Origin of the sequence: Arthrobacter sp. 49Tsu3.1M3 (assembly GCF_900168135.1) — a bacterium.
GTDB lineage: Bacteria > Actinomycetota > Actinomycetes > Actinomycetales > Micrococcaceae > Arthrobacter.
The window spans coordinates 307,269-327,380 of record NZ_FUZD01000003.1 but is presented as its reverse complement, the minus strand read 5'-3'; the positions used below and the strand labels follow the sequence as shown (position 1 = coordinate 327,380).

The window sequence follows — 20,112 nt, the reverse complement described above, 5'->3', positions numbered from 1 at the left end:
GGCTGGGCGTCTCTGTCCAACCGGCTGCAAATGCATCTTTACATCTGCTCTGGAAGTGATCTTAGGTAAATAAAACAGATTTATACAAGGCCTTGTGGGCTCTCAGTATGATTTATTTATGAAAACTCCAAAGACGGAGCCAACAGCAGACCTGCATGCCGTGCTGCTCCAGAACCTGGGGCTTGCCATCGCCGAAGGGACGCTGGCACCGCACTCGATCCTGCGCCTGGACGAGATTGAGGCCCAGCACAACGTCTCCCGGTCCGTGGTGCGGGAAGCCACCCGCGTGCTGTCCTCCAAGGGGATGCTGGAGTCGCGGCGGCGGCTGGGGACAGTGGTGCAGCCGGAGGAATCGTGGAATGCGTACGACCCGCAGGTAATCCGCTGGCGGCTGGCCTCGTCAAAGCGGCTGGAGCAGCTGCAGGCCCTGAACGAGCTCCGCGGGGCAATCGAACCGGCGGCCGCCCGCCTCGCCGCCGGGAGGGCTTCCTGGGATGCCGGGAGCGACCTCGTCTCGCTGGCCGCACGGCTGTGGGCATCCGGCCAGCGCGGAGACCGGGACGAGTTCCTGCGGCTCGACATCGAATTCCACGCGTCGGTACTCCGGGCCTCCGGCAACGCCATGTTCGCCCAGCTGCATAACCTGGTCACCGAGGTGCTGACCGGGCGCACCCAGCACGGCCTCATGCCGCACTTGCCTCACCACGAGGCCCTGCAGCTGCACGTCGATGTGGCCAGCGCCATTCAGCGCGGTGAGGCGGACGCCGCGCACGCCGCCATGAGCAGGATCGTGGAGCAGTCCACCGAGGAAATGGGCGACATCTGGTCCAACTACCACGCCGGCGGCACCGCCTCCCCCGGAACCTGAGCGGGCCACTTCGCACCGATCCGCGTCCATGGACCGGTGCGAGGTGTTGTTGGGTTAGCGGCCGCCCTCGAGCTTCCGGCTGCGCTGTTCCTGGGCCATCGGCCCGTACGGGTAGACGCCGACGCGCGGCCGGCTGGCCTCGGTCAGCCGCTCCGTCTCCCCCGCGGTGAGCCGCAGATCCGCGGCCGCGAGATTGTCCGCCAGCTGCGCGGTGGTGCGGGCGCCCAGGATCACCGAGGTCACCGCAGGCCGGTCCGCCAGCCAGGCCAGCGCCACCTGGGAAGGGCTCACGCCGTGGCCTTCGGCGGTCTGCTCCACCTCGGCAATCACGTCCCAGGTGCGCGGATCGGCGTTGCGGGCCTCCCAGGCCTCCATCCCCCGCTTCGGGTTTTCGCCCAGACGGGTGGCCCCGGCCGGCGGCTGGTCGCGCTTGTACTTGCCGGACAGCCACCCGCCGCCGAGCGGCGACCAGGGCAGCAGCCCGATTCCGGCGTCGAGTGAGGCCGGGACAATTTCCGACTCGATCTCACGGACCAGCAGGCTGTACTGCGGCTGCAGCGTCACCGGGGCACTCCAGCCGTGGGCCTTCGCCACATGGACTGCCTTGGTCAACTGCCAGCCCAGGAAGTTGGAGAAGCCGTAGTAGGCGATCTTGCCGCTGGTGACGGCGTCGTGCAGGAACCGGAGAGTCTCCTCGAGGGGCGTGACCGGATCCCAGGCGTGCAGCTGGTAGAGATCGATCTGTTCTACGCCGAGCCGGCGCAGCGAGTCATCGAGTGCCCGGACCAGGTGCCGGCGGGAGGTTCCGACGTCGTTGGGGGCCTGGCCCATCGGGAAGCGGCCCTTCGTGGCCACCACCGCCCGGTCCCGGACCTCGGCCCGGTCCGCCAGCCACCGGCCGATGATTTCCTCCGACACCCCCGAGCTGTAGACATCGGCGGTGTCGATGAAGTTGCCGCCCGCCGCGAAGTAGTCATCCAGGATCGCGCGGGATTGCTCCTCAGTGGCCTCGGCGCCAAAAGTCATGGTGCCCAGCGCATAGTTGGAGACGACGGCGCCGCTGTTGCCCAGGGTGCGGTATTGCATGGAGCTCCTCAAGTTGGGGTCAGTCTTCCGTGGGGGTGGTGCGCAGCGGGTGGTAGTTCCGCCAGGTGTGCTCCGGCGCGTAGCCCAGCAGCCGCTTGGCCTTTTCGATCGAGAGCATGGTCTCATGCTCGGCCAGGTCCTTGACCACCTTGACGTTCGGGAACACCTCGGCGGCGAGGCTGGCGCTGGAGCGGCTCATCACGGTGTCCTCGTTGGCGATGATGAACGCCTCGAACCCGCGCTTGCCGTGCTCCAGCGCGCGGGCCACGGCCTGGGCGCCGTCCCGGCCGTCAATGTAGCCCCAGAGATTCCATTTGCGCGCCCGCGCGTCGTGGTCGAAGGAGGGGAATTCCTCATAGTCCTCCGGGTCCATCACATTGGAGAACCGCAGGCCGGTGATGCTCAGGTCCGGGTCCCAGCGGGTCAGCTGGATGGCCATCTGCTCCTCAAGGTGTTTGACCAGGGAGTACGTGCTTTCGGGCCGGGCGGGGTAGTCCTCGTCCACCGGGATGTAGGGAGGGTCGACGTCGAAAGGCAGCCCCAGCACCGTCTCACTGGACGCGTAGACGATTTTCTTGATCCCGGCCCGGCGGGCAGCCTGGAACACATTGTAGGTGGACTGCATGTTGTTCTCGAAGGTGGCGGCATCAGGGGCCAGGCCCGGCGCTGGAATCGCGGCCAGGTGCACCACAGCGTCAAAGCCGGCATGGCGGTCCTCCAGGCCGAGGAACACATCCACCACCTGGCCGTAGTTGCGCAGGTCCACCTCCGTGAACCCCGGGCCGCGCACACCGGTGCGGTCCAGGTTGGTCACCTCGTGCCCGTCATCGCTGAGCCGGCGCACGACGTTCCGGCCCAGCTTTCCGCTTCCTCCGGTAACAGCAACTCTCATCAGGAACTCCTCGGGTGGCAGGCTCGGCTGACCGTCATGGTCAGGCCGGGGGGGGCCGGCACCTGCTCCGGTGCCGGCGGTCACCGTTCCACCCTAAGCGGAGGCGGCCGTGGTGCCCAGCCCCGCGTGACTTTCGGCCCTAGGCAGTCCCGGGGGCAGGGGCAAGGCTGGGGAACATGAACGGTGATCAGCGCATTGTCGTGGGTGTGGACGGTTCCGAGTTTTCGACGACGGCGCTCCGCCTCGCCGGGCGCATGTCCACCGCTCTGAACATCCCGCTGGAAGTCATCACCTGCCTGGGAACTTCCGATTTCTTCCTGGCCTCCCACCTGCCCGAGGACAGAACGCCCACCCTCGATGAGCTGGAGGAGACCGCCGAACGCCTCGTGGACCAGGCACTGGAGCGGGCCTTCGGCGAATCGCGTCCGGAAGGACTTAACCGCTCGGTCAAGTTCGGGGCGCCCGCCAAGGTCCTCGTCGAGGAAAGCCAGCACGCCGAAATGCTCGTGGTGGGCCGGCGCGGCAAGGGCGGCTTCCTCCATCAGGTCATGGGCTCGGTGAGCGCGGCCGTCGCGGCCCACTCCCACTGCCCGGTGGTGGTGGTCGGGCCCGAATCGGACGACCCCAAGGGCCGGACCAGCGCATGAGGTCCCTCGCGTGAGCGGTCAGCGTGTCCCCGGCCGGTTGCGCGGACCGCTCGCGGCGCTGGCTGCGGCATCGGCGGGCGCAGCCTATGTCCTGGCTGTCCGGCCGCGGCTCCTGCGCTGGGGGGCCACCACCCAGGAGGCCGCCGGCCCGCTCGCCGGGGACGAGATCGTGCCCGGCCCGCGCATGCAGAGCACCCGCGCGATCACTATTGCGGCCCCGGTGGCAGAGGTCTGGCCGTGGCTTGTCCAGATGGGCGCCGGGCGGGGCGGCTTCTACTCCTACGACTGGCTCGAACGCGGCGCGGGTCTGGGCATCCGGAGTGCGGACCGGATCCTCCCGGAACTGCAGCGCCTGAAAGTAGGCGACGTCGTTCCGCTGTCCCCCGACGGCGGCCTTCCGGTCCGGCTCATCCAGTCCGGGGCGGTGCTGGGGCTGGGCGGATCCATCGATCTGCGCACGGGGAGGATGTCGCCGGCAGGGGTCGGTCCCACCGGCCGCCGGCTGGACGTCGGCTGGACGTTCGTGTTGCGACCCGCTGGGCCCCAGGCCACCAGGCTGCTCTCCCGCACCCGGTACGACTTTTCGCCCCTGGCGGAGGGTCTGGCCCTGCGTGCACTGCTGGAACCGGTCCAGTTCGTGATGGAACGGCGGATGCTTCTAGGGATCCGGTCGAGGGCAGAGGGCCGCCGGAGCTAGGGTCCGCGGAATTCGTGCTCCCGGACCTCCCCGGTTCTGGCCCCATCAGCCGCCCGCGGTCTCCTCAGACGCCCACGGCCCGCGCGCCGGCACCGTTCGGGGACAGAAGGTAGTCGATAAACCAGTCCCGCGCCAGGATGGCCGCCGCCGCGAGCGTGCCCGGCTCTTCAAACAAGTGCGTTGCCCCCTGCACGACGGCGAGCTGGCTGGGACTGCGCATCATCGCCTTCGCCCGGCGGTTCAGTTCCAGGACCTCGTGGTCCAGGCTCCCCACAATCAGCAGCGTGGGCGCTTTGACGGCGGACAGCCGCGGGCCGGCGAGGTCGGGGCGGCCACCGCGGGACACGACGGCCGCGATCCGCGCCGACGGCTCCGACGCCGCCCACAGTGCAGCCCCGGCTCCCGTGCTTGCACCGAAGTACCCCAGAGCGCAGGAGGCCGTGTCCGCCCGGGTGGAAAGCCAGTCCGTGGCCGAGGACAGCCTGCGGGCCAGGAGTTCGATGTCAAAGACGTTGGCGCGGTGGCGCTCCTCCGCCGGCGTCAGCAGGTCCAGCAGCAGCGTGCCGAGACCGGCCTGCTGCAGGACACCGGCCACGTACCGGTTCCGGGGGCTGTGGCGGCCGCTGCCGCTGCCATGGGCGAACAGCACCACGGCGCTGGCCGGCACCGGAAGGTGCAGCTGGGCCTGGAGCCGCACCCCGCGGGACGGGATCTCCACTTCCTCGTCGACGTCGGCGGCAGTGTCGGCGCGGGTCGCCGTCGAGGTCCAGAACGGCGGCGGTGCGGCCTCGACGCGTTTGGCCGCAAGATCGAGCAGGCGCAGCACCTCGTCGTCGTCAGTCGGCGAGAAGTCCCGGTAGTGGTATCCGACGGCGGTGAACTGGCGCGGCGTCGCGAGGCAGACCACTTCGTCCGGTTCCGTCAGGTCGGCGAGGGTCTCGGCGGGGGCAACCGGAACGGCCAGGATCACGCGGGCCGCACCCTGTTTACGGGCGACCCGGCAGGCCGCGCGGGCGGTGGAGCCGGTGGCGATCCCGTCGTCGACGATCACCGCGATGCGTCCGGTCAGGTCGTGCCGGGTCCGGCCCTTCCGGAACAGGACCACCCGGTTTTCCAGCACGGCGCGTTCGCGTTCTTCAACAGACTGGAGTTCCGCACCGCTGACCCGCGCATGGGCCAGGACCTCCTCGTCCAGGACTTTGGCGCCGCCTTCACCGATTGCCCCCATGGCGAGCTCGGGCTGGTAGGGAAGCCCAAGCTTCCGCACCACAATCACATCCAGGGGAGCATCCAGGGCGGCGGCGACTTCGAAGGCCACGGGCACGCCGCCGCGCGGCAGGCCCAGGACCACGATGTCCTGGCCACGCAATTCCGCCAGACGCCTGCCGAGCTGCCTGCCGGCGTCGACCCTGTCTTCAAAGATGCTCATGGGCTATGGCTTTCAAGTCGAAGCGTGGGCCATCGGCCATCAGTCGTGTGCTGCTGAAACTGGTGCGCTCCTACGGGTTCCCCTAACCCGAACAGGACCAGGTGGCCGCTGCCTCCAACTATCCGCCCGCGCCCGAAACCCTGTGAGGGCCTTTATGCCCGAGTTTGCGTCGCCGGCGCCAGCCCTGACCCCGGTGGACGAGCAGCGGCCTGGCCGCCGGGATGCTGAAGCGGGCGGCCCGGCGGGCAATGCGGTGGGTCTGGCCGCGGTGCCGGAGCACCGCCGGCCCGCGTGAAACAGGCTGCTGGGCGGCCCGGGCGTAGAACCAGACTTTCGCCATTTCCACCAGCACCAGGTACACCACTGCCATCCCGAGCAAGGCGAGGAAGAACGGCATAGGCAGCGGATCGAAGCCCAGCACGCCGGCCAGGGGCGAGAACGGCAGGTACACGCCGAGGGCCACCACGCCCAGGGAGGCACCGACCAGGCCCAGCGACGGCCTGCTCCGGAAGAAGGGCACGCGCCGGGTCCGGATGACGAAGATGATCAGCGTCTGCGTCACTATGGACTCGATGAACCAGCCGGCCCGGAATTCGCCCGGAACCGCGTCGAAGACGAACAGCATGAGGGCGAAGGTCGCGAAGTCGAAGATGGAACTGATGGGACCAAACAGGAACATGAAACGCCGGATGAAGCCGATGTCCCAGTGCGATGGGGCCACCAGCTGTTCCTTGTCCACCCGGTCGCCCGGGATGGCCAGCTGGCCGGCATCGTAGAGCAGGTTGTTAAGCAGGATCTGGCCCGGCAGCATGGGCAGGAAACTCAACACCACGGACGCCGTGGCCGCGCTGAACATGTTGCCGAAGTTACTGGACGTGCCCATGAGAACGTACTTAATGGTGTTGGCGAAGATCCGCCGGCCTTCCATGACGCCCTCGGCCAACACCCCCAGGTCCTTGTCGAGCAGCACGACGTCGGCGGCGTCCTTGGCGACGTCCGTGGCGCTGTCGACCGAAACGCCGATGTCCGCGGCATGCAGTGCAAGGGCGTCGTTGACGCCGTCGCCCATGAACCCGACGGCGCCGCCACTTAGCCGCAGCAGCCGGATGATCCGCGCCTTCTGTTCGGGCGACACTCGGGCGAAGATGCTCGCCTCCCGTGCGGCGGCGGCCAGCTCCGGATCGGACAGGGCCTCCACGGCGGCGCCGCTGAGCGTCCCGCCGGAGAGCACAGCGAGTTCGTCACAGACCTTTTCGGCGACCCTGGCGTTGTCGCCGGTGGCGATCTTGACCGTAATGCCGAGCGCCTCGAGCTGGTCAAGGGAGCCGCGGGCATTGGCTTTGGGCCGGTCCAGGAAGATGAGGAAACCCGCGAGGACCAGATCCTTCTCGTCGGACGGCGTCAGGTCCTCCAGGGCGCCCGCGGGTCGCGTTCCGACAGCCACCACCCGGGATCCGGCGTCGAACTGCCTGTCCAGCATCGCCTGCACGTCCGCCGGCGTGCCCACGCAGAGGGCCAGGACATCTTCCGGCGAGCCTTTTGTGATGATGCGGGCCGGTCCGTTCGCTTCGCGCACCAGCACGCTGGTCCGGCGGCGCTGGTGGTCGAAGTCTATGACGTCCAGGCGTTCGTAGCGCTCCGGCCGGAAGGCCGCCGCGTCGGGTGACTCCCAGAGGGCGGCATCCAAGGGGTTCAGTCCGACCGTAGAGAGCCTCGCCTCGGCGTATTCGGCTTCTGTCGCCAGCAGTCCGAGCGTGAGCAGCTCAGCGGGCTCGATGCCCGCGCCGACGGGCAGCGCGGCGGTGAAGCTGATCCGGCCCTCGGTCAGCGTCCCGGTCTTGTCAGTGACCAGGATGTCCATGTCGCCCAGGTCCTCGATGCAAACCAGGCGCTTCACCAGGACCTTTCGCCGGGCCAGTTGGCGGGTGCCCGTGGCAAGGCTGGTGCTGACCACCGCGGGCAGCAGTTGCGGAGTGATGCCGACCGCGATCGCCAGGGAGAAGAGCAGGGATTCGATCACCGGCCGGTGCAGCAGCAGGTTCGCGACGAAGATGAGCGAGCTCAGTCCGATGGCCACCTGCAGCAGCAGGAAGGAGAACCGTTTGAGGCCCAGCTGGAACTCGGTCTGCGGCTGACGTTCGCCCAGACCCAGTGCAATCCGGCCGAATTCCGCCCGGCCTCCGGTGGCGACCACCACCGCCGTGCAGCTGCCTGACTGGAGCACGGTCCCCATGAAGAGGCAGCTGGTCAGGTCCGCCAGCGGGGCATCCTGCGGCACGGGCGCAGGATCCTTGGCGACCGGCAGCGATTCCCCGGTCAGGATGCTTTCATCACACAGGAGGTCTTTGGCCGTCAGCACCCGCATGTCGGCCGGAATGATCGCGCCGATCCCCAGGTGGACGACGTCGCCGGGCACCAGCGCGGTGACGTCGATTTCGCCCGGACTTCCGTCGCGGACGACGACGGCGCGGTGCGTGACGCGGGAATGCAAGGCCTCTGCAGCGCGTTCGGCCCGGTATTCGTTGCTGAACCCCAGCCCGACGCTGACCAGCAGGATCACGCCGATGACGATCGCGTTCGTGGCGTCCCCGAGAAACAGTGAAAGCCCGGCGGTGATGAGCAGGAGGAGCAGGATGGGGCTGGCCAGCTGCCGGCCCAGCACCGACCACCCGCTGGCCATGTGGGTCCGCACCGCATTCGGGCCGAGTTCTGTCAGGCGCCTGCCCGCTTCGGCACCCGTCAGTCCGTTCCCGCCCGAGCCCAGCTCTTCCAACACGGCGGCAACGGGCCGGACCGCGGCGCGGGCGATCGCCAGCGGGGCGGAGGGTGAGTCCTTGACGTCCAGGTCCGGCATGTGGAATCCGTTCGCGACATTTCGCCTAAGGCACAGCTTATGCCCGGGACGAACGGTTCAGGAGCCGCCCAGTCCGGAGCCCCGTGTGGAACCTGCGTTTCCGCGTTGTATATACTCTCCCGGTACGGTTTTGCAGCGAGCCGTTGGATTGTTCTTCGATCCGGCCGCTGCCGTATCCGCCACTTGCCGCGGTGGGAAGCACAGCCGGGTCGTCTTGACCTGAGTGAAACGGCACAACAGATAAGTGGTCAGCGAGTCAACCGCAAATTCAATAAACCAGCAGCTGCATGAACTGGTGCTCAGCAGCTCCGACGTCGAGGACTTCCTCGGGGAGCTGGCCCGCGTATCCGCGCGCAGCCTGTCCGAGCCCGGGGACGAGATCCTGTGCGGCATCACGCTCCTGCGGGAAAAGAAGGCGGCCACTGTCGCGAGCAGCAGCCCCGCCGCGCAGGCCATGGACGAGATCCAGTACACCTTCGGCGACGGCCCCTGCATGACGGCATCCCGGGAACAGGAAACCGTCCACGTTGACGACCTGGATCTGGATGGCCGCTGGCCGCAGTACGCCGCCACGGTGCGCGGGCACGGCTTCCGGTCCATCCTGGCGCTGCCGTTCCTGCTGGAAGGCGAGACCCGTGCCGCCCTGAACCTCTATTCCCACCGCCCGGGCCGGTTCGACGAGCGCGCCACGGAGCTGGCCCGTGACTTTGTCCACCAGACCTCCATGGCCCTGCGCCTCGCGGTCCGGTTCGCGCACAGCAGCGATACAGCCGCCAACCTCAAGGCCACCCTGGAGACGCGTACCGTGATCGACGTCGCCGTCGGCATCATCATGGCGCAGAACCGCTGCAGGCAGGACGAGGCGTTCGAGCTCCTCAAGTCGGCCTCGAGCGCCCGGAACATCAAGCTCCACGCCGTCGCGGCCGGCGTCGTTGAGTCACTCGGGCAGGGCCCAACCCGGACGCACTTCGAGGTCTGACCGGCACTGAGTGGTCAGTGCGGCCAGTGCGGTCAGGCCGGGCTTCCGGGCAGCGGGTCGCCCGCTGCCGCGCCAAGGCCCGCGAACGCCAGAATGCCGTCCCGCACCTCGAGTGCCCGGTTGTGCTGGACGACGTGCCCCGTTCCCTGCACCTCCAGCAGCCGCCCGCGGCGGGCGAGCCCGGCCAGCCGGCGGCTCCAGTCTGCATCCGCGATGGGGTCATTGGCGCCGCGCACCACGAGCACAGGCGCGCTGACGCCGGCGATCTTCTGTTCCATCGGGTAATCCATCATGACCTGCAGGGTCTTGAGGTACCAGGACGGGCCGCAACGCAGGTAGTCGGTGAAAACCACGGCGTTCGAGGAGGGGCTCTCGTAGAACAGGCAGTCCCGGGCCAGCGCCAGGGCCATCTGCGCTACGGTGCCGTGCCTGGGGTCCACGACGGGACCCATCAGCACCACATTCGAGATCTGTTCCGGCTGCTGCAGGGCCGCCTCCAGGGCCATCTGTGTTCCCATTGAGTGCCCCACCAGCACTATTTCCGCAACGCCGAGCTGTTCCAGGGCGCCGAGGATGTATCGGGCGTGGTCGTCAATGGACAGCTGGTACGCGGGCTTGGGGGTGGCGCCGAATCCCGGAAGGTCGATGGAGTAGGTTTCCATTGACCCGGCCAGGAGCCGGTGCAGCCGGCGCAGGTAGCGGTGTGACGCGCCGATTCCGTGGATGAGCACGACGGCGGGCGCGGACCCGCCGGCCATCTCGCGCGAGGCGAAGACGTGGCCGGCGTGGCCCGCGGCGGAAATCTCCAGGCGGACCGGACCGGTCATGCCGGGAACGACCGCGGCGGGGAGCACGGGTACAGGAGGGACCGCGTGGCAGCTGCCGGGGTCATGAAGGGCTCGTTTCGTCGCCGGGTGGTCAGCCCAGTCTAGTAAGCCTGCTGGCTACGGCCCTGACGCCGTGCGGGGCGGCAGGCCCTTTCACGATGATCCCGGCGGATCAGTCGTCCCGCTTTTCCCGCTCCTCGAACTCCTCATCGAGATCATAGTGCCGGAATTCCGTCTCCGGATTCGGCTCCCCCTCCACCACGTACTCATAGTCCAGTTGGCGCTCGACTTGGCTGTCGAGGACCTGAAGATCCTTGTCCGGCAACTTGCTGAGGTCCTCCGGGAAGTCATCTTCCGGGCTGAGGTGCAGCTTCTCGGTCATTGCATGGCTCCCTTGGCCAGGGGATGGACTCGCGCTTGGACTGTCCTGGCTGCATTCAGGATAGCCCTAACTGCCGGTGCGGCCGGGGGCCCGCCTAGGCGGGCTCGGAGCCGACGTTCACCAGCCAGTCCACACCAAACCTGTCCTTGCACATGCCGAAGACGTCGCCCCAGGGTGCCTTCTCGAGCGGCATGGCGATTGTGCCGCCGTCGGCCAGCTTGTCGAAGTACCCGCGGAGCTCAGCTTCGTTGGATCCGCTCAGGGATACGGAAAAGTTGTTGCCCGGGGTGTAGTCCATGCTGTTGGGCGTGTCGGCGCCCATCAGCACCATGCCGGCGTCGGTCCTGAGCTGGGCATGCATGATTTTCTCCTGCTCCGCCGGGTCTTCGCTGGCGTGGTATTCGGCGAAGGTACTCATGGTCAGTTCCCCGCCGAACACCGACTGGTAGAAGGTCATGGCGTCTTTCGCGTTGTCGCGGAAGCCGAGGTAGGGATTGAGCGTAGTCATGTCCGAAACTCCTTGCTGTTGAGGGCGCCGGCCTGGCGGCAACGACGACGGTGCACGGTACAGGGCATATCCTGCCGCAAAACCAACAGCGTGGGTAGGTGTCCGGCCGCGGAACCGGGCAGCCGACGACAAACAGATGAATGTCCCGCCAAAAGCGTCCGACGGCGGCCGGTGCCGCCGTCGGACGCTGCGGCGGGAGTACAGCTACGGCGTCTGGCCTGCGTGCTCGCCTTCGGCGATTTCCTCAACGAGTTTGGCGTTGAAGGCCGGAAGGTCACGCGGGCTGCGGCTGGTCACCAGGCCCTGGTCCACCACGACCTCCTCGTCAGTCCAGATCGCGCCGGCATTCTTCAGGTCCGTCTGCAGCGTGTGGTACGAGGTCAGGTTCCTGCCGCTGACCACGCCGGCGTCGATAAGCAGCCACGGGCCGTGGCAGATGGCGGCGACGGGCTTGTGCTGCTCAAAGAAGGCACGCGTGAAGGCCTGGGCCTCCTTGTCGACTCTGAGGTGATCGGCGTTGACCACGCCGCCGGGGATAACCAGGGCGTGGAAATCGGCGGCATCGGCCCGCCCCACGGCGAGGTCGACGGCGAACCGCTGCCCCTTTTCGGTGCCGTCGTAGCCCTGCAGCTCTCCGCTCTTCGGCGAGACCAGGGTTGGCACACCGCCTGCTTCCTTCACGGCATCCCACGGGCTGGTCAGCTCCACTTGCTCCACACCGTCCGTCAGCAGGAACGCGACCTTCTTGCCGGAAAGATTGTGCTCTGACATGTGTCCTCCTCGTGCCGGGCGCGGGCGGGCACCATTCGTTCAGTGCCGGCGCCCGCGCAGTGTCCCACTTAGTTTGCAGTCTTAACTCTAGAAAGCCGCCAAGTCGTAAGCAAGCTGATGATGCATTGCGGGGACCCCGCCGGCACAGGACGGGAAGCTGAGAGAATGGGCCAATGGAAGTCGCTTTCGGGCTGCTGGCCCTCGTCGCCATCGTTTGTGCCTGCAGCGCGCTGGGCCAAAGGATCAACATCTCCGTCCCCCTGCTGCTGGTGCTGGCCGGCGTGGTGTGCTCGTTCCTGCCGTTCGTTCCGACCATCGAGCTGAACCCCGAAATCGTTCTGGTCGGGCTGTTGCCGCCGCTGCTCTATGCGGCGGCGCTGCAGACCTCGCTGTTCGATTTCCGTTCCAACCGCCGCTCCATCGGCCTGTTGTCGGTGGGCTACGTCATTTTCGGCACCGTCAGCATCGGGCTGGTGGTCGCCTGGCTCTTTCCCGAGATCCCGCTGGCGGCCGCCATGGCCCTGGGCGCCGTGGTCGCGCCGCCGGACGCCGTCGCCGCGACGGCGATCGCGCGCAAGGTGGGCATGCCCCGCAGGATTGTCACCATCCTGGAGGGCGAGTCGCTGGTCAACGACGCCACGGCGCTGGTCTGCCTGCGCGCCGCCATCGCCGCGATCGCCGGAGCTGTCTCCGCCGCGGAGATCGCCGGCGGCTTCGTCCTGGCGGCCGGCGGGGGCGTGGCGGTGGGCGTTGCCGCGGCCTTCGTGCTCACCGCGCTCCGCAAGCGGATCCGCAACGTGGCCATCAACACCTCCATTTCCCTGATCGCCCCCCTCGTGGCCTACCTCCCGGCGGAAGCGATCCACGCTTCGGGGGTCCTGGCCGTTGTCGTCACAGGGCTGATCATGGGAACCAAGGCGCCGTCCATGCCGAACGGGGCCGCGCGGCTGAGCCAGCGAAGCAATTGGCACACGGTGCAGTTCCTGCTTGAGAACTCTGTGTTCCTCCTCATTGGGCTGCAAGTCCGGACCATCATCGAGGGCGTCCGGGATGATTCGCTGGGACCCGAACGGATCTGGCTCGGCTGTGCCGTGGTGCTGGTCGCCGTACTGGTCCTGCGTCCGATCTGGGTCTTCCCCACCACCTACCTGCCGCGGCTCATTCCCTCGGTCCGGCGCGTGGATCCCGCGCCGCCCTGGCAGTATCCCGCGATCGTCTCCTGGGCCGGCATGCGCGGCGTGGTGACCCTGGCCGCCGTCCTGGTCCTGCCGGCGGAGCTGGAGCACCGGTCGGTCCTGATCCTGATGGCCCTCGTGGTGGTGGCCGGCACGCTGACCCTGCAGGGTTTCACGCTCCCGGCCCTGGTCCGGTTGCTGCACGTGAAGGGCCCGGACCCGCGCGAGGACGCGCTCAACGAGGCCTCGCTGATGCAGATGGCGACGGCGGCGGGCGTGCAGCGGCTCCAGGAACTGCGTTCGGACGCCGATCCTCCGGAGGTCGTGGCGATGCTGAAGCGGCGCACCCAGGAGCGCGGGCTGGCCGCATGGGAGCGGCTGGGACGGCCGTCCGCCGAGGCCGCCACGCCCAGTCAGCGCTACGCCCAGCTCCGGCTGGCAATGCTGGATGCCGAGCGGGCCAAGGTCCTCGAGTTGCGGCGCGGCGGCGGATACGCCCACGAGGTCCTGGTCAACGTCCTTGACCGCCTCGACGTCGAAGAGTCCATGCTGGACGCCGCATTGGAGGAACCGGATGGCGACGGCGGCAGCGGAGGCGAGGGAATCGCCCGGCCCCGCGGCGTTTGTCCGCATCTGGAGTCCGCCCCGGATCTCACCGTCCCGACTGGTCCCTTCTGTGAGGCGTGCGAACGGGAGGGGACGACGACGGTGCATCTGCGGATGTGCCTGCAGTGCGGCAACGTGGCCTGCTGCGATTCCTCGCCGGGAACCCACGCGTACAAACACTTCCAACTCAGCGGCCACCCCGTCATGCGCAGCGTCGAGCCGGGCGAGGACTGGCGCTGGTGCTACCCGGACGAACTCCTTGGCTAGGCCGCAGACGCCAGGCAGCGCCGTCCGGCGCCGGGCCCGGGCGCCTCTGTTCACCGCACCGTTCCCTCCGTAGGCTGGAAGGGACCTGGCGAAGAGAAGGCGGCCCGCCGCCGTCGGACGGAAAGAGGACACCGTGGACAACCAAGACATCCTGGAGCGCATCAAGGCCCTGGTGGAGGAGGAACACGGCCTCCGCGAAGGCTCAGCCCAGTCTGGCGGGACCGGAGGCCCGGACATCCTCCGGCTGCAGCAGGTGGAAGAACAGCTGGATCAGTGCTGGGACCTGCTCCGCCAGCGGCGCGCCAAAAAAGACTATGGCGAGAACCCCGACGAGGCGGAAGTGCGGCCGGTCAGCGAGGTTGAGGGCTACCAAAGCTAGCCCGCGCCCTGAGCTGACAGGCAGGCAGGCAGACAGACAGGCCATGCTGATCGCGCTGCTGGGCGACGTCATGCTGGGCCGGCTGGTGAACCGGCACCTGGCAGCGGCCCGGCCTGCCTATCCGTGGGGCGACACGCTGGCGGTCCTGGAGCGGGCCGATGTCCGCATCGCCAACCTCGAGTGTGTCCTGGCGGCCGGCGGCGAACCCGAGCCCGGCAAGATCTTCCACTTCCGCTCGGACCCGAAGAACGTCGCCAGCCTCCTCGCGGCCGGCATCGACGCCGTCTCGCTCGCCAACAACCACGTCCTGGATTTCGGCCAGGACGCGTTCGGGGAGATGCTGCCGGCGCTGGACGGCTGCGGCATCCTCCATGCCGGCGCCGGCCCCGACCTGGAGGCCGCCCGCCGCCCGGCCGTGTGGCGCGCGGGCGCCGTCGCCGTCGGATTCATTGCCTTCACGGACAACGAGCCCGGCTGGGAGGCGGGCCCCGTGGCTCCCGGGGTCTACTACGTCCCGGTGGACGACGCTTCCCTGGATGACGGCCCCGTGACCGACGTACCGGTGACCGACGGCGGCCGGCGCCGCCGGGCACGGCGGGACGGACTGTTGGAGCTGGTCGCCAGGACCAAGGCCCGCGTCCAGGTCCTCATCGTGTCAGCCCATTGGGGCGGCAACTGGGGCTACGACGTCCCGGCCGGGCACCAGGACCTTGCCCGGGACCTCATCGAGGCCGGGGCCGACGTCGTGTTTGGCCACTCGCCGCACATATTTCGCGGCGTCGGCATCCACCGCAACCGTCCCATCATCTACAGCGCCGGGGACTTCATTGACGACTACGCTGTGGACCCGGTCGAGCGCAATGACCAGTCTTTCGTGTTCATGCTCGACACCGACGCCGGCTCACCCCGCACGCTTCGGCTGCATCCGACCATCATCGCCGGATTCCAGGCGCGCCTGGCCCGCGGGTCGGCGCCCGCCATTGCCGCCCGGATGCAGCGGCTGAGCGGCCAACTGGGCACAAGGGGCAGCTGGAACGCGACCGGCCGCTGCCTTGAGATTCAGCTCGGCCTGGAACCGGGGTTCTACTATCACTAGGTTCTTGAATGCGGACCCAAGGTTCGTCAAAGATCCCGCTGATACCGTTCCACAAGGCCGTGTCATCCGGCGGCCCCGTATTTGAAAGGGGACAGCATCATGGGCGAACACGCCATGACGCCTCGGCAAGCCCGGATGGCACCGTTATTCTGGCCGCGATGGATCGTGCTCATCATGGTTGTGGGGATGGTCGCGGCCTTGGCCCCGATTATCATCATCTCCGGGTCAGCCACGGCAACGGCGCCGGCCAAGAGGAACTACGTGCCGCAGACGCGCACGTACTTCATCGGCGCGGATGAGGTCGACTGGAACTACGCGCCGACCGGCAGCAACCAGATCACGGGTGAGCCGTTCGACGAGATCGCCGCCGTCTTCACTCAACAGGGACCGCAACGCATCGGCAGCACCTACGTCAAGTCCCTGTACCGGGAGTACACCACTTCCTCGTTCAGGACGCTCAAGCCCCGGACCGCTGCCGATCAGCATCTAGGCATGCTGGGGCCGGTCATCCGCGCCGTCGTCGGGGACACGATCAAGTTGGTCTTCAAAAACAACCTGGATCGCCCCGTCTCCGTGCATACCCACGGCGTCTTCTATGACAAGAGCAGTGAAGGCTCCCCGTACAACGACGGGACCAGCCCGGCAGATCACCGGGACGACGCAGTCGACCCGGGCGCCGTCTACACCTATAGCTACAAAGTTCCGGACCGTGCCGGCCCTGGCCCGATGGATGGCAGTTCGGTGATGTGGATGTACCACTCGCACACGGATGAAGTTGGCGATGACTACGCCGGTCTGGTGGGTCCCATGGTCATAACGAAGGCCAGCGCCGCGCGCGCGGACGGCACCCCAGAGGATGTGGACCGCGAATTCTTCGTGCAGTTCAAGGTCAGCGATGAGAACGCCAGTCCGTACCTGCAACGCAACATCACCCGGTTCGCAGGTGACCCCGCTTCAGTGGACCCAGGCAATGAGGAGTTCAAGGAGAGCAACTTGATGCACTCCGTCAATGGCTACGTCTTCGGCAACCTTCCGCTGGACGCCATGACCATGAAGAAGGGCGAACGGGTCCGCTGGTACCTCATGGGCATGGGCACCGAGGTGGACCTGCACACCCCGCATTGGCATGGCAACACCGTGACGGCCCTGGGAATGCGCACTGATGTTGTGAGCCTGCTCCCAGCGACAATGGTGACGGCCGACATGGTCCCCGATGACCCCGGCACGTGGCTGTTCCACTGCCACGTCAACGATCACATCAGCGCCGGGATGCTGGTCCGCTACCGGGTGACCAACGCAACAAGCCCCGGCAACGACCACAGCGTCCACTCCGGCCACACGTTGTAGCCGGAAATCAGTCGCGCCGGTGGCTCACGGCCCGCCGGCAGAGGATCAACTCACACCGCCGGCGTCCCGGCCCTCCGGCGCCGCAGGGCGGCACGTGTCCGGCGGGCACATGAGGCCCCGTTTACATTCCCGAAACATGCCGGTCACGCGAACTTCACGCCGTCGCGATTCCCGTAACGTGCCCGCAACTTTTCGCCTCACTGCCGGAAACATGGCTCCGCGAGGATTAAATCCGGATCGGGGGGCCGGCGGCGACGTGTCCCGGTACGGAAGACTGACGAGAAGGGACCCGCCGGTGGAGCTCACTGCTGGAAGCGTCTGGATGATTGTGTCGGCAGCGATGGTTCTGCTGATGACCCCGGCCCTGGGCCTGTTTTACGGCGGGATGACGCGGGCCAAGGCCTCGCTCAACATGATGATGATGAGCTTCGTCTCGATCGGGATCGTCGGCGTGGTGTGGGTCCTCTGGGGCTACTCGATGAGCACCGGGCAGGGCGTCCTCGGCGTGTTCGGCAACCCGTTCGCGAGCTTCGGCCTGAGCAGCCTCATCGGTTCGCCGGACCTGATCAAGGCCGGCTACAGCGCCACTTTTGCCATCCTCACCGTGGCCCTCATCAGCGGCGCCATCGCGGACCGCACGAAGTTCACCTCCTGGGCCCTCTTCGTCCCCGTCTGGATCACCCTCGTGTACTGCCCCCTGGCCTTCATGGTCTGGGGCGGAGGCCTCATGAGTGCCGGCGGCGCCGTAAGTGCCGTCTTCGGCCAGGTCATCGACTTCGCCGGCGGCACCGTAGTGGAAATCGCGTCCGGAACCGCGGCGCTGGTCCTGGTCATGATCCTGGGCAACCGGCACGGCTTCGGCAAGGACCCCGGCCACCGCCCCCACAACATCCCCTTCATCATGCTCGGCGCGGGCATCCTGTGGTTCGGCTGGTTCGGCTTCAACGCCGGCGCCGCCACCACGGTGGAGCAGGCCGGCCTGATCTGGGTGAACACCCTGGCCGCCCCTGCCGCAGCCATGATCAGCTGGCTGGTGACGGAGAAGGTCCGCCACGGCCACCACACCTCCCTGGGCGCGGCGTCCGGCGCCGTCGCCGGCCTCGTGGCGATCACGCCGTCGTGCGCCAACATCAGCCCGCTCGCCGCGCTGGGCCTTGGCTTCGTGGCCGGTGCTGCGTGCGCCGTGTTCGTGGACCTGAAATTCAAGTTTGGCTTCGATGACTCGCTCGACGTCGTCGGCGTCCACCTCGGCGGCGGCCTGATCGGCACACTCGCCCTCGGTTTCATTGCGCTCCCGGTGGACGGTGCCGGCGGCGGGCTGTTCTACGGCGGCGGGCTCCACCAGGTCATCGCGCAGACCGTGGCCGTCCTCATCACGGTGGCCGTGTCCGGCCTCGGGACCGCGGTGATCGGACTCGCCATCCACAAGACGCTGGGATTCCGGGTCAGCCGCGAGGACGAACTCGCCGGAGTCGACCGGTCCGAACACGCCGAGACCGCGTATGCCTTTGCCGAGCTGGGTTTCAGCCGGTTCAACCCGTTCGGCCACCACCCCGGCGCGGCACACGCGACGGCGGCCCACGCGGCGACGTCGGCCCACGCGGCCGGCCGGGCACCGGAAAACGCATCCGCACGCGCAAAGGAAGACAGCCTCGTCTGAGCCGGCCGCCGGGCCCGGCACAAGTTTTTCCAAAGGGCCCGGGTGTAAGACGCGGCCGGAGGCTTAAGATATGGGCGGGGGGCACTCGAATTAGCGAACTCGCTTAATGGGAGGCCACGATGTTCAGCCAAGCCAGCCGCAAGGCATCAAAACCGAAGCTAACATCGGTGGCGCGGACCCCGCGCAGACACCGGCGCAGCTCCCTTCCCAGACCAGACACAGATTGGTTCGGGCGCGGGCTGGCCTCGCTGGCGGCCTTTGCCCTGGTGGCCGGCGGCAGCCTGATGGCGGCGGCTCCTTCTAACGCGGCCGCCCCCGCGCAAAACTACATCGTGGTGCTCAAGGACGGCGTCGTGGACGCCGGAGCGGCGGCGGCCGCCCAGCAAAGCGCTTACGGATTCACGGCATCGAAGGTCTACCGCAACGCTGTGAACGGCTACTCTGCCACCCTGACGGCGGCCCAGGCGCAACGCGTCCAGGCCGACCCAAGCGTCGACTTCGTCACGGCAGGACGGACCTTCCAGCAACCGCGGGATCTTGGAACCGCGGCCACCCAGGAGACACCCCTTTGGCGCAAGCGGATCGCCGGAACCAGCTCAGACGTCCGAAAGGCCCTCGACCGGGGGCCAAGCCGGATCAACGTCAACGTCGCCGTGATCGACAGCGGCATCGATGCGACCCACCCGGACCTGAACGTCAAGGGCGGCGTCGACTGCCAGTCCGGCTCGCCCGTCGATGTGACCCCCGTTGACGTCCTGGGCCACGGGACATTCGTCGCGGGCGTGATCGGCGCCCGGAACAACCGCCTGGGCGTCATCGGAACCGCCCCGGGCACGCCACTGTGGTCTGTCCGGGTGGTTGACGACAACGGCCTGATCTCCGAGCAGAGCCTGATCTGCGCGATTGACTGGGTGACCTCGACGCGCAAGGACCATGACGATGGCAACGACATCGCCGTGGCCAACATCAGCATCGCCGGCGGTGCCGCGGACACGCCCAACTGCGGCAAGGGCACGGACCCAATGCACTACGCCATCTGCCGCTCGGTCCGGGCCGGTGTCACCTATGCCGTCGCGGCCGGCAACGCCGGTGAGGACTTCGCCAACACAGTGCCGGCCACGTACGACCAAGTACTGACCGCCACCGCCATGGGCGATTTCGACGGAAAGTCCGGCGGGGATGCCGCCCCGATCTGCGGCCCCGACGACTTTTCGAAGTACGGGCAAAAGGATGACCAGCCTGCGTTCTTCTCCAACTTCGCCACCACGAGTGACGACAAGGCCCACACCGTCGCCGGCCCCGGCGTGTGCATGCTCTCCACCTGGCCCGGCGGCTACAACGTAAGCAACGGCACCAGCTTTGCCAGCCCGGCCGTGGCAGGGTCCGTGGCCCTCTGCATCAGCCAGAAGGCCTGCACGGGCTCAGCCGAGCACGTCATGGAGCAGTACCTGGACCTGACAAAGTCGTACTCTAAGCGGCACCACGACTACGGCTTCGGCGGCGATCCCATCCACCCGGTCGGCGGACAGTACTACGGATACCTGACCCAGACGGTGAGCTTCTGACGCTACGGCGGTGAGGCATCCGGCGGCGCAAGTCGCCGCCGCGCCAGAGGCCCTCGGCGAGTCTCAGCCGAGGGCCC

General features: G+C 67.8%; 18 protein-coding genes. 10 read left to right on the top strand and 8 right to left on the bottom strand.

Annotated features, from left to right (window positions below; translation table 11 throughout):
- Window positions 1-118 precede the first annotated feature (118 nt).
- Window positions 119-868, top strand: a complete 750-nt coding sequence (locus B5X90_RS06570) for a FadR/GntR family transcriptional regulator (protein WP_079551130.1) — start codon at window positions 119-121, stop codon at window positions 866-868.
- Window positions 869-922: 54 nt separating this feature from the next.
- On the opposite strand, the gene B5X90_RS06565 is transcribed toward B5X90_RS06570, so the two are convergent.
- Both B5X90_RS06565 and B5X90_RS06560 read right to left on the bottom strand, forming a co-directional pair.
- Window positions 923-1,954, bottom strand: a complete 1,032-nt coding sequence (locus tag B5X90_RS06565; RefSeq protein WP_079551128.1) for an aldo/keto reductase — start codon at window positions 1,952-1,954, stop codon at window positions 923-925.
- Window positions 1,955-1,973: 19 nt separating this feature from the next.
- The gene (locus tag B5X90_RS06560) at window positions 1,974-2,846 is read right to left on the bottom strand and encodes an NAD-dependent epimerase/dehydratase family protein (protein WP_079551126.1); all 873 of its coding nucleotides are present in this window, start codon (window positions 2,844-2,846) and stop codon (window positions 1,974-1,976) included.
- A gap of 176 nt (window positions 2,847-3,022) precedes the next feature.
- Here B5X90_RS06560 and B5X90_RS06555 point away from each other — a divergent pair, with 176 nt between their 5' ends.
- Together B5X90_RS06555 and B5X90_RS06550 are read left to right on the top strand one after the other, a co-directional pair.
- A complete protein-coding gene (locus tag B5X90_RS06555) occupies window positions 3,023-3,493 on the top strand; it encodes a universal stress protein (RefSeq protein WP_079551123.1) in 471 nt (156 codons plus the stop codon).
- 10 nt (window positions 3,494-3,503) lie between these two features.
- The gene (locus B5X90_RS06550) at window positions 3,504-4,190 is read left to right on the top strand and encodes an SRPBCC family protein (protein WP_218670180.1); all 687 of its coding nucleotides are present in this window, start codon (window positions 3,504-3,506) and stop codon (window positions 4,188-4,190) included.
- 64 nt (window positions 4,191-4,254) lie between these two features.
- Here the strand turns inward: B5X90_RS06550 and B5X90_RS06545 are convergent, their stop codons facing one another.
- On the bottom strand, window positions 4,255-5,619 hold the full coding sequence (locus tag B5X90_RS06545) for a phosphoribosyltransferase (RefSeq protein ID WP_079551120.1): 1,365 nt from the start codon (window positions 5,617-5,619) through the stop codon (window positions 4,255-4,257).
- Window positions 5,620-5,737: 118 nt separating this feature from the next.
- On the bottom strand, window positions 5,738-8,473 hold the full coding sequence (gene mgtA / locus B5X90_RS06540) for a magnesium-translocating P-type ATPase (RefSeq protein WP_079551118.1): 2,736 nt from the start codon (window positions 8,471-8,473) through the stop codon (window positions 5,738-5,740).
- Between the two features lie 244 nt (window positions 8,474-8,717).
- Between mgtA and B5X90_RS06535 the strand changes: the two genes are divergently transcribed.
- Window positions 8,718-9,452, top strand: a complete 735-nt coding sequence (locus B5X90_RS06535) for a GAF and ANTAR domain-containing protein (protein ID WP_079551116.1) — start codon at window positions 8,718-8,720, stop codon at window positions 9,450-9,452.
- A 32-nt stretch (window positions 9,453-9,484) separates the two neighbouring features.
- On the opposite strand, the gene B5X90_RS06530 is transcribed toward B5X90_RS06535, so the two are convergent.
- From B5X90_RS06530 to B5X90_RS06515, 4 genes are all read right to left on the bottom strand, one after another.
- Window positions 9,485-10,306 carry an alpha/beta fold hydrolase gene (locus tag B5X90_RS06530; RefSeq protein ID WP_256860089.1) on the bottom strand — a complete coding sequence of 274 codons (822 nt, stop codon included), beginning with the start codon at window positions 10,304-10,306 and terminating at the stop codon, window positions 9,485-9,487.
- 145 nt (window positions 10,307-10,451) lie between these two features.
- Entirely contained in the window at window positions 10,452-10,661 is a 210-nt protein-coding gene (locus B5X90_RS06525; RefSeq protein WP_079551114.1) for a hypothetical protein, read from the bottom strand.
- A gap of 94 nt (window positions 10,662-10,755) precedes the next feature.
- The gene (locus B5X90_RS06520; RefSeq protein ID WP_079551111.1) at window positions 10,756-11,169 is read right to left on the bottom strand and encodes a VOC family protein; all 414 of its coding nucleotides are present in this window, start codon (window positions 11,167-11,169) and stop codon (window positions 10,756-10,758) included.
- 204 nt (window positions 11,170-11,373) lie between these two features.
- Entirely contained in the window at window positions 11,374-11,940 is a 567-nt protein-coding gene (locus B5X90_RS06515) for a type 1 glutamine amidotransferase domain-containing protein (RefSeq protein ID WP_079551109.1), read from the bottom strand.
- 173 nt (window positions 11,941-12,113) lie between these two features.
- Between B5X90_RS06515 and B5X90_RS06510 the strand changes: the two genes are divergently transcribed.
- The 6 genes from B5X90_RS06510 to B5X90_RS06485 all read left to right on the top strand — a co-directional run bounded on the left by B5X90_RS06510 (window position 12,114) and on the right by B5X90_RS06485 (window position 20,035).
- The gene (locus B5X90_RS06510) at window positions 12,114-13,988 is read left to right on the top strand and encodes a Na+/H+ antiporter (protein WP_079551107.1); all 1,875 of its coding nucleotides are present in this window, start codon (window positions 12,114-12,116) and stop codon (window positions 13,986-13,988) included.
- Between the two features lie 133 nt (window positions 13,989-14,121).
- Complete coding sequence (locus tag B5X90_RS06505; RefSeq protein ID WP_079551105.1) at window positions 14,122-14,367, top strand: DUF2630 family protein; 246 nt, start codon at window positions 14,122-14,124, stop codon at window positions 14,365-14,367.
- 43 nt (window positions 14,368-14,410) lie between these two features.
- Complete coding sequence (locus B5X90_RS06500) at window positions 14,411-15,463, top strand: CapA family protein (protein WP_079551103.1); 1,053 nt, start codon at window positions 14,411-14,413, stop codon at window positions 15,461-15,463.
- A 135-nt stretch (window positions 15,464-15,598) separates the two neighbouring features.
- Complete coding sequence (locus B5X90_RS06495) at window positions 15,599-16,810, top strand: multicopper oxidase domain-containing protein (RefSeq protein ID WP_218670179.1); 1,212 nt, start codon at window positions 15,599-15,601, stop codon at window positions 16,808-16,810.
- 295 nt (window positions 16,811-17,105) lie between these two features.
- On the top strand, window positions 17,106-18,470 hold the full coding sequence (locus tag B5X90_RS06490) for an ammonium transporter (RefSeq protein WP_143264664.1): 1,365 nt from the start codon (window positions 17,106-17,108) through the stop codon (window positions 18,468-18,470).
- Between the two features lie 119 nt (window positions 18,471-18,589).
- Window positions 18,590-20,035 carry a S8 family peptidase gene (locus B5X90_RS06485; protein WP_256860087.1) on the top strand — a complete coding sequence of 482 codons (1,446 nt, stop codon included), beginning with the start codon at window positions 18,590-18,592 and terminating at the stop codon, window positions 20,033-20,035.
- Window positions 20,036-20,112 lie beyond the last annotated feature (77 nt).